We start from the raw sequence: 16,769 nt of genomic DNA, 5'->3' as shown, positions 1-16,769 counted from the left end.
GTCTGACAGTGTAGACCCTCACCCGCCCCCCGGCGCCAACATCAGGTTCGGCGCCAGCCGATGAAAGCCTTCCTCGTCCAGGCGGATATCCAGCGCCAGGCTGGCCAGGTCATCGGCCAGTGCCTCGCCCATCGCGTCATTTTCCAGGTAGCAGTGCTTGAGGTAGGTGTTGCATCCTGGGCAACACTCCGCCCGCAGCGGCGCCTTGCCCGGTGCATGGCGGTCATCTTCCAGGCTGGAGTAGCGCAAGTCCTTGCTCGACTCGCAATACACGCACTTGACCCGCACCACATGCCACTCGCAGGCGCACAGCGAACAGGCCAGGTAACGCAGCCCGTTGTGCTTGCCCCGGTTGCGTACCAGGCCCGCCATCGCCGGCGAGCCGCAGCAGGGGCACTGCGCGAGGCTGCCGCCGGGCTTGAGTTCATCGCTGGGCAAGGCCCGGCGCCAACTGGCCCAGGCAGCCTGCAGTGCGGCGCCGATGAAAGGCACCAGTGCGGCGGGCACGGCATCGTACTGCCCGCTCAGCAAAGCGATGCCCCAGCCTTTGCGCTGGGCCTCGTCGCTGTTGCGCAGAGCCTCCAACGCATCAGCCAAGGCGCCTTGCCCCGGTGCCTCGAAGCGATCGAGCAACGCCTGCAACCAAACCAGCCACGGCCCTTCTCGCACCAGGCTGTCGGCGGCCAGCGGCGGCAGGCCGTGGCTGATGCACAGTCGCTGACGCGCCTCGGCCACCGGCACCCCGCCCGGTGGGTTGTCGAGCAGGTGCTGCTGCACCCGGCACAGGCGCGCGACCCACCTCAAGTAGTCGCCAAGGGCATGGCCCTGGGCAAGCTGCTCCAGTCGCGCCGCGCGCAGTTCGAACAGGTTGTCGGCGGGCTGGTGAAGAAACGGCGGCATTACCGCCGATGCTTCGATCTGCCCGGGTTCGAGAATCGTGCTCAAGCGCTCATCCTTCTTTCCGTCCGGAGTTGTGTGGCGTCTTGTCGCCGGTCACTTCCCGGTACCACAGCTCATGATGTTTGCGTGCCCAGGCACGGCTGACCCAGCCATGCAGCATGGCGCCGACCGAGCCCTTGATCCAGATCCCGGCATAGATGTGCACGATGATGCTCAGCACCAGCACGAACGCCGCCAGGGCATGGAGCAAGGTGGCCAGGCGGATCGCGCCGATGTCGAAGTACTGGCTGAACCAGGCGCGCCAGATCACCACGCCACTGACCAGCAGGATCAGCATGCACACGAGCAAGGTCCAGAACAGCAGCTTCTGCCCGGCGTTGTACTTGCCGATCGGCGGCACGCCCTCTTCCTCGTTGCGCATCACCCGATCTACACGGCGCAGCCACAGGCGGTCGTTGGCGGTGATGAAGTTGGCCCGCCAGAAGCGGATCACCAGCCCCAGGAAGAACACGAACATCGCCACCCCGAGGAAGGGATGCAGGATGCGCGTCCAGGGGCCGCCACCGAACAGGTTGCTGAGCCAGAACAGTGCCGGATGGAACAGCGCCAGGCCCGACAGCCCGGCCATGAAGAACAGGATCGCGACGATCCAGTGGTTGGTCCGCTCGTTGGCGTTGTAGCGCAGGATAGGCTTGTTGTCGTTCATGGCCGCTGCTCCCCTTGCCCGCCGGGCTTGCCCGGGTCATAGACGTGCACTGCCGGATCCACCTGGTGCACGCTGGTATCGGTCGGAGCGGGATGCTCGTCCTCCTCGACCCGCTGCGGCCCAACCCGCACATAGTGGAAGAACCCGGCCAGGACCGCCGCGCCCATGGCCAGCAGCGCCAGCGGTTTGCTGATGCCTTTCCACAACCCTACCAGTGGGCTGATCACCGGCTGGTCCGGCAGGCCTGCATACAGCCTGGGTGTATCGGCGTGGTGCAGCACGTACATCACGTGGGTGCCACCGACACCGTCCGGGTCGTACAGGCCGGCGTTCTCGTAGCCGCGCGACTTGAGGTCGACGATGCGCTCGTCGGCATGCACCTTCATCTCGTCCTTGCTGCCGAAGACGATCGCCCCGGTCGGGCAGGTCTTCACGCAGGCCGGCTCCAGGCCCACGGCCACGCGGTCGGAACACAGGCTGCACTTGTAGGCCTTGTGGTCCTTCTGCGAGATCCGCGGGATGTTGAACGGGCAGCCGGTGATGCAGTAGCCGCAACCGATGCAGTGGTCCTGGTTGAAGTCGACGATGCCGTTGGCGTGCTTGATGATCGCGCCGGGGCTCGGGCAGGCCTTGAGGCAGCCAGGGTCGGCGCAATGCATGCAGCCATCCTTGCGGATCAGCCACTCCAGGTTCCCGTCGTCGCGCTCGTGCTCGGTGAAGCGCATCAGGGTCCAGGTGTCGGCGGTGAGGTCCTGCGGGTTGTCGTAGGTGCCATGGTTGTGGCCGACCTCGTCACGCAGCTCGTTCCACTCCGAGCACGCCACCTGGCAGGCCTTGCAGCCGATGCACTTGGTGGTGTCGATCAGCTTGGCGACCTGCTCCTGCTGGCGTACCGAAGGCGGTACGGTCGTAGTGGCCGAGCGGGCGATGATATCTTGCTGGGCCATCAGATCTTCTCCACGTTGACGAGGAACGACTTGGACTCCGGCGTCTGGGTGTTGCCATCACCGAGGAACGGCACCAGAGTGTTGGTCAGGTAGCCATGCCGGGTCGAACCGGTGAAACCCCAGTGCAGCGGGATGCCGATCTGGTGCACGGTCTGATTGTTGACCTGCAGCGGACGGATCCGCTTGGTCACCACCGCCACCGCCTCGATATGCCCGCGCTTGCTCGACACCCGTACCCGATCCCCCGCCTTGATGCCCTTCTCGCCGGCCAGCACTTCGCCGATCTCGACGAACTGCTCGGGTTGGATGATCGCGTTCAGGCGGCAGTGCTTGCTCCAGAAGTGGAAGTGCTCGGTCAGCCGGTAGGTGGTCGCTGCGTAGGGGAACTCCTCGTGCTTGCCGAGGGTGTCCCACACCGAATCGAAGATCCGGCCTGCCGGGTTGCTGGTTGCCTTCTTGTTGTTCGGGTGCAGCGGGTTGATCCCGATCGGCGTCTCGAACGGCTCGTAGTGCTCGGGGAACGGCCCTTCGGCCATCTTGTCGATGGCGAAGAAGCGCGCCACGCCCTCGGGGTTCATGATGAACGGGTTCATCCCCGCTTCAGGCGGTGAATCGACCTTGAAGTCCGGCACGTCGGTGCCGCCCCAGGCCTTGCCGTTCCACCACACCAGGCGCTTCTTGTGCGGATCCCAGGGCTTGCCCTGCGGGTCACTGGAGGCGCGGTTGTAGAGGATGCGGCGGTTGGCCGGCCAGGCCCAGGCCCAGTTCTGCACCTGATGCATGCCGTAGGGGTCGCTGTTGTCGCGCCGGGCCATCTGGTTGCCCTGCTCGGTCCAGCAACCGGCGAAGATCCAGCAGCCGGATGCTGTGCTGCCGTCATCTTTCAACTGACCGAAGCCCGACAACTGCTGGCCGCCCTTGATGGCCAGCCCACTGGCGTCGGTCATGTCGCTCACCGCCCAGCCGTTCATCTCCTTGGCGAGCTCTTCGGGGGAAGGCTCGTCGGGGATCTTGTACGGCCAGCTGATGTTGAGCATCGGGTCGGGGTAAGCGCCGCCTTCCGACTTGTAGCGCTCACGCAGACGCAGGAACAGCTCGCTCATGATCTGCACGTCGGTACGCGTCTCGCCGGGGCCGTCAGCGCCCTTCCAGTGCCACTGCAGCCAGCGGCTGCTGTTGACCAGCGAGCCGTCCTCCTCGGCAAAGCAGGTGGTGGGCAGGCGAATCACCTCGGTCTGGATATTGGCCGTGTCGACATCGTTGTAAGGCCCGGCGTTGCGCCAGAACTCGGATGTCTCGGTGGCCAGCGGGTCCATGACCACCAGCCACTTGAGCTTGCCCAGCGCCGCGGTGACGCGGTTCTTGTCCGGCAGCGCGGCGATCGGGTTGAAACCCTGGCACATGTAGCCGTTGACCTTGCCCTGCCCCATCATCTCGAACATGCGCAGCACGTCGTAGGCCGCCACATCGAGCTTGGGCAGCCAGTCGTAGCCCCAGTTGTTCTCGGCGGTGGCGTTGGCGCCATACCAGGCCTTCATCAGGCTGACATGGAACTTGCCATAGTTCTGCCAATACGAGAGCTGGCCCGGACGCAGCGGCTTGGAGGCGCGCTTGTCGATGAACGCGGCGTAGTCCTGCTCGGCGTCGCCGGCCAGCGTCAGGTAGCCTGGCAGCGAGTTCGACAGCAGCCCCAGGTCGGTCAGACCCTGGATGTTGGAATGCCCGCGCAGGGCGTTGACCCCACCGCCGGGCATGCCGACGTTGCCCAGCAACAACTGGACCATGGCCGCACTGCGGATGATCTGCGCACCGATCGAATGCTGGGTCCAGCCCAGGGCGTAGAGGATCGTCATGGTCTTGCCCGGCACGGCGCAGGTGGCGATCTCTTTCCAGACCTTCATCATCTGGTCCTGGGGCATGCCGCAGGTCATGCTGGCGATTTCCGGCGTGTAGCGGCTGTAGTGCTGCTTCATCAACTGGAACACGCAGCGCGGGTGCTGCAGCGTCGGGTCGACCTTGGCGAAACCGTCCTCGCCCAGCTCGTAGCCCCAGCCGGACTTGTCGGCATAGATCCGCTTGGCCGCGTCATAGCCACTGAACAGGCCGTCTTCGAAGCCATAGTTCTCTTTGACGATGAACGACACGTCGGTGTAGTTGCGCACGTATTCGTGCTGGATCTGGTCGGTCGTCAGCAGGTAGTTGATCAGCCCGCCCATGAAGGCGATGTCGCTGCCGGTGCGAATCGGCGCGTAGTAGTCGGCCACCGAAGCGGTCCGGGTGAAACGCGGATCGACCACGATCAGGCGCGCCTTGTTGTGCGCCTTGGCCTCGGTCACCCATTTGAACCCGCAGGGGTGAGCCTCGGCTGCGTTGCCGCCCATGACCAGCACCAGGTTTGCGTTGGCGATGTCAGACCAGTGATTGGTCATCGCGCCACGGCCGTACGTCGGGGCAAGACTTGCCACCGTCGGGCCGTGTCAGACACGCGCCTGGTTGTCGAACCCCAGCATGCCGAGTGAACGGATGACTTTATGAGTCAGGTAGCCTGCTTCGCTGGACGCTGCCGACGCCGCGAGGAAGCCCGTGGTCAGCCAGCGGTTGACCGTCTGGCCCTGGGCGTTCTTCTCGATGAAGTTGGCATCGCGGTCCTGCTTCATCAGCGTGGCGACGCGGTCGAGCGCCTCGTCCCAGCTGACCCGCACCCACTCCTGGCTGCCCGGCTTGCGCATCTCGGGGTATTGCAGGCGGCTGGGGCTGTGGATGAAGTCGAGCAGCCCGGCGCCTTTAGGGCACAGGGTGCCGCGGTTGACCGGATGATCAGCGTCGCCTTCGATGTGGATGATGTTCTGTTTGACGTTCTTGCCCGCATCGCCCTGGCTGTACAGGATCAGGCCGCAGCCGACCGAGCAGTAGGGACAGGTGTTGCGGGTTTCCTTGGTGTGCGCCAGCTTGAAGTGGCGCACCTGCTCGGCGAACGCGGCTGTCGGGGCCATGCCCAACGCCGCGAGACTCGAGCCTCCAAGGCCGACGGCGGCGACCTTGAAGAACTGCCGACGGTTCAGGTCCATCGTGCACTCCTGATCAGGTTTGGACGCACGGGACGTTGCCGGCGTCTCTCGGATATCACGGGCGGCGGTTTGTTGGCCGCCAACATGTAAGACTAGCCAAGAAACGAAAAGGTGCGATGACACATGTCAAACTTGCCCCAGGTTTTGGCCGCTGGCGCTACGAGCGGCACTCCGCACGCTCGCGCTTTGCGGTCAAGGCAAGGTCCCCTCGTAGCCCCGCTGTCCGTCCAGCGCTTTCGGAAATGGGCTACACCAAAGCCACTGAAAAGCCGCTAACTTGCCGGGTTTTCCGAAAAACGGATCACTCGCAATGGGTATCAAAAATCTGCTTCTCGCCATGCTCATCGCCAGCTCAGGCGCTGCTCTCCCAAGCTTCGCGGCGGCCTCGGAGGCGACACCTGGCCAAGACGCGCCCCTGCCTCTCACTTCACAACAGGCACGAGAAATAACGGCGGCCGCTGAACGTGCAGCCATCGCCCGAGGCTACGCGATCGTGATCAGCATCATCGACAACCACGGTAACCTGAAGCACTTCCACCGCATGGACGGCACCAGCAGCGGCAGCATCCAGGTGGCACAACTCAAAGCGGCGACATCTGCCCGCTTTCCCTTGTCGACACGCGCGTTGAGCGAGCGCAGCAGCGCACACCCGGCCAACCCCTACGCATCCTTGCCGGGTTTCACCTTGCTGGAGGGCGGGCTGCCGATCCTGGACAGGAACGGCAAGCATATCGGCGGTATCGGCATCAGCGGTGCAACCCCAGAACTGGATGCGTACTTTGCCCAGGCCGCGCTCGACGGGCTGTAGCGATAAAGCGCCGGTGTAGTGCAGCGCAGGAAGATGCCCGCGCCACCTGCGCGGGCATCGGCGATGCATCAGCGGCTGAGCTGCTTGAGCCGCCGGGTCCAGCTGTAATCGGTAGGTTGCAGGTTATCGTCGCCCTCCGTGACGCCATCACGGTCGACGGCGTAGGAGAAAATCCCTGCCTTGTTACCTTGGGTCGGAACCCACTCCGCGTACTGGCGCGCCCTGCTGCCGTCGAAATCAGCAGCGGTATCGCCCCAGCGGGTTCCACGCTCCTCGTAGAACGAGAAGCCGACCATGAATTTCTCCGGTGCGAGGAAGCCGCAGAACAGTCTGTCGAAGTGTGCTTGCACTCGCTCCGGGCTCTGTCCGTAAGCCTGGAAAAGCAGGTAGTCCAACGACGGCGCCAAGGCGCTCAGCAGCTCCATGTCACCCAATTCACTGGTGTCGTAGATGAACAGTTTGCCGCTCTGCTTCAAGCGCTCGGCCAGCAGCAGCGAGACGGCCTGCGCCTTGGCACGCTGGGTGGGCGTCAGTTTTTTTTCAAGGTCGATGTCCAGTCCGTCCAGTCCGGGGACGCAGAGGAAACGTTGCTGCAGATGGTTCGCGAGGTCCTGGTAACCTTGCGGCGAATCCGCAAAGTCCGGGTTGATCAGTTCATCGATGAACAACGTGCGCACGACCTTGATCTGCTTGGCGTGCAGGGCGGGAATCAAGTCGCTCTCCAGCTTTTCCCAGAACAGCGGCGACTCTTCGCCATTGGGAAACACGAAGGCGATATCCACCTCCTCGGGTAGATCCGCCATGGAACAGCAGTTGCCCTCCACCCCATTTACAGTGTCGCGCCAGGATCGGAAGTAGCAGCCCATCAAAGGTTGGTGATTTTGCGTCATGACCAGCTCCGTTCAGTACGGGTAAAGAGCCGCCATTCAAACGACCCCGCACGCGCCTGACAAAACTGAAGGGTTTCCACATTCATCCATGCCCCTTTCCAGGAGCACCCCGCGACAAAAGATGGATCACGTATGAATGAGTGCCTCCAGGCACCTGGCAACCTCAACGCATTGCGCTGGTCTGCGCGTTACCTGAAGCCCTCGCGCAAATCGCCCTCGCGCGCGAGGAAGCGCCCTTCCCTTCTGCCGTTGGCCTGGCCGTCGCGGTAACTCAACACACCGTTGACCCACACCCCGTCGATCCCTTCCGCCGCGCGCTGCGGGATCGCCACGTCGGCCGGATAGCCGGGGGACAGGGTCATGCGGTACTCCTCGAAAGGGTCACGTCGAATGTTTTGTGAAAGTCATAAAACATTTCCGCTAAGCCTTTTCAAATGACGTGAAACTAATTTTCGTCATGAGGTAAGGGTTGTCGCACAGAGACATGGCGGGTCGTTATTTTTGAAATTAGCCCTGGCGGATTTTCATCCTCGACGCGTTGCGCGCGGCCATGGCAGGTTCAAACCGGGCCAGTCATCTGGCCCGGAGGCCATTCAGCCTCGGGGAATCAGCGCCCCCGGTTGTTGAATCACCCGGCTCGCCAGGCGGTGCCCCGCTTCTGCCGCTTGTTCCGGGCTGGCGCCACGCAGCCGACTGGCCAGATACGCCGCGCTGAACGAATCCCCGGCCGCCGTGGTGTCCACGACGCGCTCGACGCGCTGCGCCGGGACCTCGAACGAGGCACCGTCACAGCGAATCAGGCACGGCTCAGCGCCGCGCTTGAGGACCACTTCAGGCGTGCCGATTTGCGCATAGGCCGCGAACACCGCTGCGCAATCGGCAAACCCGAACAGGGCCTGCTCATCGTCCACCGTCAACAGTGCCAAATCGACATAGGGCAGCACCTCGCGGTACGCCGCCCGGGCCTGCTCCACCGTGCTCCACAAGCGCGGCCGGTAGTTGTTGTCGAAGACCACCCGCGCGCCCCGTTGTCGCGCCGCGATCAGCGTTTCAATGAGTTTGGTGCGCCCTGCCTCACCCAGCACCGCCAGGGTGATGCCGCTGAAATACAGCACGTCGTAAGCCACCAGTTCCGCCAGAATCGGGGCCGCCGCTGGCGTGGTGAAGCAATCGCGCACGGCGGCTTCGTTACGCCAATAGAGAAAACGACGCTCTCCCGATGCATCGGTCTGGATGCAGTACAAACCGGGCAAGCGACCCGGTAAGCGCTGGACCATGCCCAGGCCGATGCCTTCGTCGGACCAGCGCTGGCACATGGCATCGCTGAAACTGTCATCGCCCAGAGCGGTGACGTAATCCACTCTGGCGCCATCGCCTATTTCCCGCGACAGATAGACGGCCGTGTTCAGGGTATCGCCGCCAAAGCCCTGTTGCAGGCTGCCGTCAGCGCGCTGCTGCAACTCGATCATGCACTCGCCGATCAACGCGATACGCGCGGTACCGGGGCCGAGCCTGCTGATGCTGTTCATGGTTGTGGATTCTCGATGGTTCTGCTGTTTCACAGGTGATGGACGGGCTGCGGCCTCAGACCTCAGAAGCAGGTTTCCAGGCTTTCGATGACGTTCAACTGCTCATCCACCAGGCACCCTGTGCGCCACTTGTCGAAGGTCAGGCACGGGTGGGAGGTGCCGAACGAGATGATGTCGCCGACCCGTAATTGCACCCCGGGCGCTACCGTCATGAATGCGTGCTGATCCATCACGGCCGTTACCGTGCAGGCACTGACATCGTCGCCAACCGCCGGCACCACACCGGCCCGGTAGCGCAGCAATGGCATCGGCAGCCCGGCGTCATACGCCACGTCGCGCTTGCCCAGGGCGATCACCGCGAAGCCCGGCTCCGGCAAGGACTGCACATGGGCCCAGACCTCCAGCGCCGGACGCAGGCCCTCGTGCAGGTCGCTGCGGCGATCGAGCACACAGCATTGTGCTTGCTTGTAGATACCATGGTCATGCGCCACGTAGCTGCCAGGGCGCAGCACACTGAGGAAGCGCCCCGTGGCGTTCTGCGCTTCGAAGGACTCGGCGATCAGGTCATACCAGGCCGACCCCGACGCCGTGATGATCGGCTGGTCGAGGGCGAACGCCGCGCTGTCCTGCAGTTGCACGGCCAACTGCACCAGCGACGCGGCGAACGCACGAATGCCGCTGACCGCGTGGTCGCCGTGAATCACCCCTTCGTAGCCTTCGATGCCGGTCAAGGCCAGGCCCGGCTGGGCCTTGATCGCCTCGGCCAGCGCCAGCACTTCGGCTTCGCTGCGGCAACCGCAACGGCCACCGACCACGCCATACTCGATCATGACGTTCAAGCGCAGGCCGCGTGCGGCGAAGAATGCCCCAAGGTCGGCGACGTTGTCAGGGTGATCGACCATGCAGTGGAAGTCGAATGCAGGGTCGGCCAGCAACTCGGCGATCAGCGCCATGTTCGGCGCCCCCACCAATTGGTTGGCCATCAACACCCGGCGCACGCCATGGGCGTAGGCGGCGCGAGTCTGTACCGCGGTGGCCAGGGTGATGCCCCAGGCACCGGCGTCCAGTTGGCGACGGAACAACGCTGGCGTCATGCTGGTTTTGCCATGCGGCGCCAGCTCTGCGCCGCTGTCGCTGACGAACGACTGCATCCAACGGATATTGTGCTCCAGCGCTTCGCGGTGCAGCACCAGCGCCGGCAGGCTTACGTCGCGCACCAGGCTGGCGCCGGGTTGGCCTGCACCCTTTTCCACGGCGGCGATGTTCAAGGCAGAAGACATGCTCTCACTCCTCACGCGCAGCCGCTAACGGCCACGGTCATTCATTGATGCGACGGGCCAGGCTGTTGGCGCTTTCGATCAACACCCGGCGATAGTCGTTGTAGTTGTTCTTGGCATCAGCCCGCGGGGCGACGATGCACAGGGTCGCGATGGCCACGCCGTCACGGTCTTTGACCGGCGCGGCAAAGCAATGGGTAAAGGTGTCGGCAACACTGTCGAAGGAAAAGAAGCCGTCGATGCCAGCCTGGCGGATCTCCTTGAGGAATTGCTCCAGCGGCAGGCGCTCGCCATCGGGCAGGATGAAGTCGTCGTGGTCGATCAGGTCGACGATCGCCTGGTCGCTCAGGTGCGCCAGCAACAGCCGCCCGGAGGCGGTCCAGGGGATGGGGGCGTCTTCACCGATGTCCGAGGAAATGCGGAAGTGCCGCTCCCCTTCGCGCATCAGCGCAACGGTGTATTTGCGCCCGTTGAGCAGGCACATCTGTGCGGTTTCACGGGTTTGGCTGACGATTTCCTGCAGCGCGTGATCGGCCTCGCGCGTCAGGTCGAAATGCCGCAGGTGGGCCTGCCCGAGAAAATACAGCTGACGACCGAGGTAGACATGGCCGTCCTTGCCCACTTGCTCCAGGATCCGGCGCTCGAGCAACGAGGCGACCAGTTCGTAGACCGTGGACTTCGGGCTGCCGATACCATTGGCGATGTCATTCGGCCGCAGGGGCTGGCCGACTTCCTTGAGGTAATCGAGGATATCGAACGCCCGGTCCAAGCCACGAGCCCGGCGTTTGATAGTGTCTTCGGTCATTTCAGTGTTCCCATGCTAGTTCGTAGGCGCTGGCGCAGGCTGCGCGTGCTTGCGATCGGCAAAAGATTGCAGCCTTCGACGGCGCCTACAAGCGCCGCCGCGCGTCAGCCCTTTTTCTTGTAGGCGATGCAATCGATCTCGACCTTGCAGTCGACCATCATGCTTGCCTGCACACAGGCCCGGGCCGGTGCATGCTCGGGCTTGAAGTACTCGGAAAAGACTTTGTTGAAGCTCCAGAAGTCCCGCGGATCTTCCAGCCATACGCCGGCGCGCACCACATCTTCGAGGCCATAGCCAGCTTCTTCGAGGATGGCGATCAAGTTGCGCATGGTCTGGTGGGTCTGCTCGACGATGCCGCCGACGATGATTTCGCCATCCACTGCAGGCACCTGGCCTGACACGTGCAGCCAGCCATCGGCCTCGACCGCGCGGGCGAAAGGACGGGGCTGGCCGCCACCGGCGGTGCTACCCGTGCCATAACGAGTAATGCTCATGGGTGTTTCTCCTGGTTGCAAATTGACTGTTAAAAGCGGGTGCTTTTGAGAAATTCCGCCAAGCGCGGAGACTGCGGGCGCTCGAAAAGGTCTTTGGGAGGCCCCTGCTCTTCGATACGCCCCTGGTTCATGAAAACGATGGTGTCCGAGACTTCAAAGGCAAAGCGCATCTCGTGGGTCACCAGCAACATGGTCATGCCGTCCTCGGCCAGCCCTTTGATGACGCTCAACACTTCGCCCACCAGCTCCGGGTCGAGGGCCGAGGTGACTTCGTCGAACAGCATCAGGCTCGGCTTCATCGCAATCGCCCGGGCGATCGCCACGCGCTGTTGCTGCCCGCCAGAGAGCTGGCCGGGAAAATGATCGCGGCGCGCCAGCAGGCCTACGCGCTCCAGCCATTTTTCCGCCAGCACCACGGCCTCGTCCTTGTGCAGCTTTTTCACCTTGAGCAGCCCCAGGGTGACGTTCTGCAAAGCGGTCAGGTGCGGAAACAGGTTGAACTGCTGGAACGCCATGCCGGTCATGGCCCGATGCCGGGCGATGACGTTTTCCGAGTGGCGCACGCGCTTGCCGTTGACCTCGTGGTATCCGATGGACTCACCCTCGAGCAGGATCCGCCCGCCCTGGAACTCTTCGAGCATGTTCACGCAGCGCAACAGCGTGGTCTTGCCCGAGCCGCTGGAGCCAATCAGCGTGACCACGTTGCCGCGCTGCATCGTCAGGTCGACGCCCTTGAGCACTTCGAGCTGACCGTACTGTTTGTGCAGGCCGCGAATCTCGAGCAGGGCCTGGCTGGTGTTCTGGGTAGAAGCTGCAACGTGAGTCATGGCAAGGCCACCCGCTTTTCAATATGCCGGCCGAGTAATTCGATGGCGTAGTTGATGATGAAAAAGAGAAAACCGGCGAACAGGTAGAACTCCAGGGTCATGAAGGTCCGGGCGATGATCTGCTGGGTACTCAGCAGCAACTCGGCCACACCGATCACCGAGAGCAAGGTCGAGGCCTTGACGATTTCGGTCGATGAGTTGACCCAGGTCGGCAACATCTGCCGCATGGCCTGAGGCAACAACACGTAGCCCAGCGCCTGATAGAACGTCAGACCGATGGCCTTGCTCGCTTCCATCTGCCCACGTGGCAGCGCTTGCAACGCACCGCGCACGATCTCGGCGACGTGAGAGCCGCAGAACAGCGTCAGCCCCAGCACCCCGGCCTGGAACGCGTTGATCTGCCAACCCAGCGCCGGCGCCATGTAGAAACAGGCCAGCACCAGCACGAACACTGGCGTGCCGCGAATCAGGTCGACGTAGAAACGAAACGGCGCGCGTGCCCAGAACCTGCCGTAGGTCAGCACCAGCCCGGCAACGACACCGATCAGGGTGCCGAGCAAAATCGCCAGGATGGAACACTGCACACTGGTCAGAAAGCCTGACCACAGGGCTTCGCGGGCGCTCCACAATTCATGCAACCAGCTTGGGGACTCGTACATGAGGGCCCTCCTATCGACGAATCGCCAGACGCTGCTCGAGGTAACGCAGCAGCAGGGCGATGAGGTAGCAGGCCGCGACATAGAGCGCTGTGGTCACCAGCCAGGTTTCAATCACCCGGTAGCTCTCGACATTGATCTTGCGCGCGTAATAGGTCAGCTCAGGCACGGCGATCGCCGCCGCCAGCGAGGTGTCCTTGAACAGCGAAATGAAGTTGTTCGACAAGGCGGGCAGCACGTTGCGCAACATCACCGGCACCGTGATGTACGCCTTGATCTGCCACTCGCCGAGGCCAATGGCCAACCCCGCCTCGCGCAGGCCCTTGGGAATGCTCAGCAGACCGCCACGAAACACTTCGGTCAGGTACGCCCCGGCATACAGCGACAGGGTGATGATGAACGAGGGAATCTTGTCCAGGCGGATCCCCAACCCTGGCAGCGCAAAGTAGATCAACAGGATCAGCACGAGAATCGGCGTGTTGCGGATCACCGTCACGTACACCGATGCCAACACCCGCAATGCGCGGTGCTTCGAGAGCAAGGCAAACGCCATCAACAGGCCGATCACGCAGCCGATGGCGATCGACACCAGCGCCAGCTCGAGCCCCAGACCGAGCCCCGCCAGCAAGGTGTCGAAATCGCGCCACACGGCAGCAAAGTTCAACTGATAGTTCATGGTCAGCAGTACCTGGAGCGGGGTGCAACAGAGGCGCCCCGCTCTTGCGGAGTCATTTGAATTCGACGGGGAAACCAATGGCCGGGCTAGGCAGCTCGACACCAAACCACTGCTTGAACGACGCTGCGTAGGTCGGGAATTCGACACCGGTCATGGCTTCGTGCAGGACGGTATTGACGAAATTCAGCCAGTCCTGGTCGCCGCGCTTGACTGCACAGGCGTAGGTCTGCGGGCTCCAGGCATAGGCCGGGCTGCGATAGCGACCGGGGTTCTGCACCATCAGGTACTTGACCGACGACTGGTCGGTGGCAGCGGTGTCGGCCCGACCGGAGTTCACGGCCTGGTACATCAGGTCAACGCTGTCGTATTGGTCGACCTTGGCCTTGGGCAGCGCCTGGTGCACCAGCTCCTCGGCGTAGACGTTCTGCAGCACCGCCACGGTGACGCTGTCACCCGCCGCCTTCAGATCTTCGATCTCCTTGTACTTGCTGTTGGCCGGCAGCAGCAGGCCGACGCCTTCGCGGTAGTACGGCAGGGTGAATGCCACTTGCTGCGCGCGGCTGGCGGTGACGGTGATGAACTGGCAGCTCATGTCGACCTTGTCGGTCAACAGATTGGGAATCCGGGCGTCAGACGACTGCACCACGAACTCGACCTTCTCCGGGTCATTGAACAGCCCCTTGGCGACCATCCGCCCGATGTCGATATCGAAACCCTGCAACTTGCCATCCGCGCCCTGGAAGTGCCATGGCGCGTTGGTGCTGCCTGTGCCCACGATGAGGTGGCCACGCTTCAACACGCTGTCGAGCTTGCTGTCCGCCGCCTGGGCAATGCCCGCGAGCGAAGCTGAAGCCGCAAAGAGAAAAGCACACGCTGTAAACAAGGAAAGTCGACGCTGCATGACGGGCACTCCCAGATATTGTTTATTCCGCTATACCGGAACGTTGTTTGCAACAACGGAATAGACGGCAGAAAGTGTGCCACAGCCGAGAAGGGAAATCCCACAGCCATTCGAATATGAGTTGAATCAACAGGATGCGTGCTGGCGCGAGCGCAGCATCAAGACGAGCACAGCGAGGGCAGTGCTACCAATGACCACATTGGGTGCGTAACGCCCCACATGAGGGCAGCAGAAGAGTGGGCAAAGGAAACCAGGCGCATGCCGCGCGAAAATGAAAAACCCCCGCAAGGCGGGGGTTTCAGGTGACAGCTTTACACGTAAAGGCTCAGGTAACTCCTAGAACGGAATATCGTCATCGAAGCTGTCGAAATCAGCGGCAGGCTGCGGAGCTGGCTGCTGCGGCGCTGGACGCTGTTGCGCCTGCTGCGGACGCGGCGCCTGCTGGCGTGGTGCCTGGTTGTACTGTTGCTGCTGGCCACCACCCTGGTTGTAGTTGCCGCCACCCTGGTTGTACTGATCACCGCCCTGCCCCTGCGGACGACCGCCGAGCAGCTGCATGGTGCCCTGCATGTCGACGATGATCTCGGTGGTGTAGCGCTTGATGCCGTCCTTTTCCCACTCGCGGGTCTGCAGCTTGCCCTCGATGTAGCACTGCGAACCCTTGCGCAGGTACTCGCCAGCGATCTCGGCAACCTTGCCGAACAGCGAGACACGGTGCCATTCGGTGCGCTCGACCTTTTGCCCCGACTGCTTGTCGGTCCACTGCTCGCTGGTGGCCAGGCTCAGGTTGGTCACGGCGTTACCGTTGGGCAGGTAGCGGACTTCGGGATCCTGGCCGCAAGTACCAACCAGAATGACTTTGTTAACCCCACGGGCCATAACGTTCTCCTAGGCTTCGCACGCCGTCGGGGCTGGGTTCACCAGACGCTCGAGGGTCGCACGGTCCAAAATTTTCGTATCCAGTTTGATATAGATGGCGGCTTCTTCTGCCACCACCACGGCGTCGGTCACACCCGGCACAGCCATCAGGCGCTCGGTCAATCCGGCTTCCCGAACCGCCTCCGGTGTCAGCGGCATGCGCAGGCTGGTGACGTACGGCGGTTCGTTCATGCCCAGGGCAGATACCAGCCAGATACCACACAGTACAGCACATCCCAGGAACACCATGCCCAGGCCACCGTGCTGGTACAACCAGCCACCGATGATTCCTCCCAGCGCGGCACCCAGGAACTGGCTCGTGGAGTAGACCCCCATGGCCGTTCCCTTGCCGCCGGCGGGCGACACCTTGCTGACCAGCGAAGGCAAGGATGCCTCCAGCAGGTTGAAGGCAGTAAAGAATATCACGGTGCCGGTCACCAGTCCGCGCAAGTTGTCAGCCCATTGCCAGAAGAACACCTCGATCAGCAGCAGCACAATGACCGCACCAACCAACACGCGTTTCATCTTGCGCTTCTTTTCGCCGTAGATGATGAACGGCACCATTGCAAAAAATGAGATGAGCAACGCGGTCAGGTATACCCACCAGTGCTCTTCCTTGGGCAGGCCGCCACGCTCGACGAACGCCAGCGGCAATGCCACGAAGCTCGCCATGAGGATCGCATGGAGGATGAAAATGCTCAGGTCCAGGCGCAGAAGGTCCGGATTACGCAGGGTCGGGCCGAGCGCCTGGCGTGCGACACCAGACTCGCGGTGCTGCAGCGCACTGTGCGCACTGGGCACGACGAAGGCGATCAGGGCGATGCCGACCACGGCAAGTCCTGCAGTGGCGAGGAACAATCCCGACAACCCGAAGGCGCTTGTCAGCAGCGGCCCTATCACCATCGCCACCGCGAACGACAGGCCGATGCTCATGCCGATCATGGCCATGGCCTTGGTGCGATGCTGCTCACGGGTGAGGTCGGAGAGCAAGGCCATGACCGCTGCGGAAATCGCCCCCGCGCCCTGCAGGATGCGTCCGGCGATCACGCCCCAGATCGAATCGGCCTGGGCCGCCAGCAAGCTGCCAAGGGCGAAGATCACCAGGCCCAGGTAGATCACCGGACGGCGACCGATGCGGTCGGAAATCACCCCGAACGGAATCTGCAGCACGGCTTGCGTCAGGCCGTAGGCGCCGATGGCCAGGCCGATCAGCGCGGGCGTGGCACCGGCGAGGTCCATGCCATAGGTGGCCAGCACGGGCAGGACCATGAACATGCCCAGCATACGAAAGGCAAAGACCAGGGCAAGGCCGCCTGCGGCGCGGGTTTCGCTGCCACTCATGCGCTCGTTGTGGGTGTCGTGCATGG

General features: G+C 63.0%; 16 protein-coding genes and 1 pseudogene. 1 reads left to right on the top strand and 16 read right to left on the bottom strand.

Translation table 11 applies throughout. From position 1 onward, the window contains the following. Window positions 1-18: 18 nt before the first annotated feature. Genes fdhE through fdnG form a run of 4 tightly spaced genes read right to left on the bottom strand, consistent with a single transcriptional unit; the run spans window position 19 to window position 5,621 of the window. Window positions 19-945, bottom strand: a complete 927-nt coding sequence (gene fdhE / locus ACK3BK_RS02680; RefSeq protein ID WP_186670282.1) for a formate dehydrogenase accessory protein FdhE — start codon at window positions 943-945, stop codon at window positions 19-21. A 4-nt stretch (window positions 946-949) separates the two neighbouring features. Continuing rightward, complete coding sequence (locus tag ACK3BK_RS02675; protein WP_288377819.1) at window positions 950-1,606, bottom strand: formate dehydrogenase subunit gamma; 657 nt, start codon at window positions 1,604-1,606, stop codon at window positions 950-952. After that, a complete protein-coding gene (gene fdxH / locus ACK3BK_RS02670; RefSeq protein WP_054893573.1) occupies window positions 1,603-2,553 on the bottom strand; it encodes a formate dehydrogenase subunit beta in 951 nt (316 codons plus the stop codon). The genes ACK3BK_RS02675 and fdxH overlap by 4 nt, the downstream gene beginning before the upstream one ends. Further along, window positions 2,553-5,621: a formate dehydrogenase-N subunit alpha gene (fdnG, locus tag ACK3BK_RS02665; RefSeq protein ID WP_186670280.1), complete on the bottom strand. Its 3,069-nt coding sequence runs from the start codon at window positions 5,619-5,621 to the stop codon at window positions 2,553-2,555. Before fdnG ends, fdxH begins: the two co-directional genes overlap by 1 nt. A gap of 310 nt (window positions 5,622-5,931) precedes the next feature. On the opposite strand from fdnG, the gene ACK3BK_RS02660 reads away from it, so the two are divergent. Next, window positions 5,932-6,429, top strand: coding sequence for a GlcG/HbpS family heme-binding protein (locus ACK3BK_RS02660; RefSeq protein ID WP_238348333.1), 498 nt, complete (start codon window positions 5,932-5,934; stop codon window positions 6,427-6,429). Between the two features lie 68 nt (window positions 6,430-6,497). On the opposite strand, the gene ACK3BK_RS02655 is transcribed toward ACK3BK_RS02660, so the two are convergent. The 12 genes and pseudogenes from ACK3BK_RS02655 to ACK3BK_RS02600 all read right to left on the bottom strand — a co-directional run bounded on the left by ACK3BK_RS02655 (window position 6,498) and on the right by ACK3BK_RS02600 (window position 16,767). After that, entirely contained in the window at window positions 6,498-7,319 is an 822-nt protein-coding gene (locus tag ACK3BK_RS02655) for a hypothetical protein (RefSeq protein WP_288377821.1), read from the bottom strand. Between the two features lie 188 nt (window positions 7,320-7,507). Continuing rightward, window positions 7,508-7,657: pseudogene (locus ACK3BK_RS02650) on the bottom strand (D-aminoacylase); the annotation flags it as partial. Between the two features lie 255 nt (window positions 7,658-7,912). After that, window positions 7,913-8,848, bottom strand: a complete 936-nt coding sequence (locus ACK3BK_RS02645; RefSeq protein ID WP_411383675.1) for a sugar kinase — start codon at window positions 8,846-8,848, stop codon at window positions 7,913-7,915. A gap of 62 nt (window positions 8,849-8,910) precedes the next feature. Continuing rightward, entirely contained in the window at window positions 8,911-10,128 is a 1,218-nt protein-coding gene (locus ACK3BK_RS02640) for an amino acid deaminase (RefSeq protein ID WP_186709496.1), read from the bottom strand. 37 nt (window positions 10,129-10,165) lie between these two features. Then, the gene (locus ACK3BK_RS02635) at window positions 10,166-10,930 is read right to left on the bottom strand and encodes an IclR family transcriptional regulator (protein ID WP_186709495.1); all 765 of its coding nucleotides are present in this window, start codon (window positions 10,928-10,930) and stop codon (window positions 10,166-10,168) included. Between the two features lie 104 nt (window positions 10,931-11,034). After that, the gene (locus tag ACK3BK_RS02630; RefSeq protein ID WP_186709494.1) at window positions 11,035-11,424 is read right to left on the bottom strand and encodes a RidA family protein; all 390 of its coding nucleotides are present in this window, start codon (window positions 11,422-11,424) and stop codon (window positions 11,035-11,037) included. A 29-nt stretch (window positions 11,425-11,453) separates the two neighbouring features. Next, window positions 11,454-12,251 (bottom strand): amino acid ABC transporter ATP-binding protein, encoded by a 798-nt coding sequence (locus tag ACK3BK_RS02625; RefSeq protein ID WP_186670268.1) that lies wholly within the window; start codon window positions 12,249-12,251, stop codon window positions 11,454-11,456. Further along, the gene (locus ACK3BK_RS02620; RefSeq protein WP_186670266.1) at window positions 12,248-12,910 is read right to left on the bottom strand and encodes an amino acid ABC transporter permease; all 663 of its coding nucleotides are present in this window, start codon (window positions 12,908-12,910) and stop codon (window positions 12,248-12,250) included. The genes ACK3BK_RS02625 and ACK3BK_RS02620 overlap by 4 nt, the downstream gene beginning before the upstream one ends. A 10-nt stretch (window positions 12,911-12,920) precedes the next feature. Beyond that, complete coding sequence (locus ACK3BK_RS02615) at window positions 12,921-13,583, bottom strand: amino acid ABC transporter permease (RefSeq protein ID WP_288377824.1); 663 nt, start codon at window positions 13,581-13,583, stop codon at window positions 12,921-12,923. Window positions 13,584-13,635: 52 nt separating this feature from the next. Continuing rightward, the gene (locus ACK3BK_RS02610; protein ID WP_186670262.1) at window positions 13,636-14,484 is read right to left on the bottom strand and encodes a transporter substrate-binding domain-containing protein; all 849 of its coding nucleotides are present in this window, start codon (window positions 14,482-14,484) and stop codon (window positions 13,636-13,638) included. A 336-nt stretch (window positions 14,485-14,820) separates the two neighbouring features. Beyond that, window positions 14,821-15,363: a single-stranded DNA-binding protein gene (locus ACK3BK_RS02605; protein WP_186670260.1), complete on the bottom strand. Its 543-nt coding sequence runs from the start codon at window positions 15,361-15,363 to the stop codon at window positions 14,821-14,823. Window positions 15,364-15,372: 9 nt separating this feature from the next. After that, window positions 15,373-16,767 carry an MFS transporter gene (locus tag ACK3BK_RS02600; RefSeq protein ID WP_186709491.1) on the bottom strand — a complete coding sequence of 465 codons (1,395 nt, stop codon included), beginning with the start codon at window positions 16,765-16,767 and terminating at the stop codon, window positions 15,373-15,375. Window positions 16,768-16,769 lie beyond the last annotated feature (2 nt).

The organism is Pseudomonas sp. L7 (assembly GCF_046605565.1).
In the GTDB taxonomy this organism is placed as follows: domain Bacteria; phylum Pseudomonadota; class Gammaproteobacteria; order Pseudomonadales; family Pseudomonadaceae; genus Aquipseudomonas; species Aquipseudomonas wayambapalatensis.
This window is presented reverse-complemented; position numbering and strand designations above follow the sequence as displayed.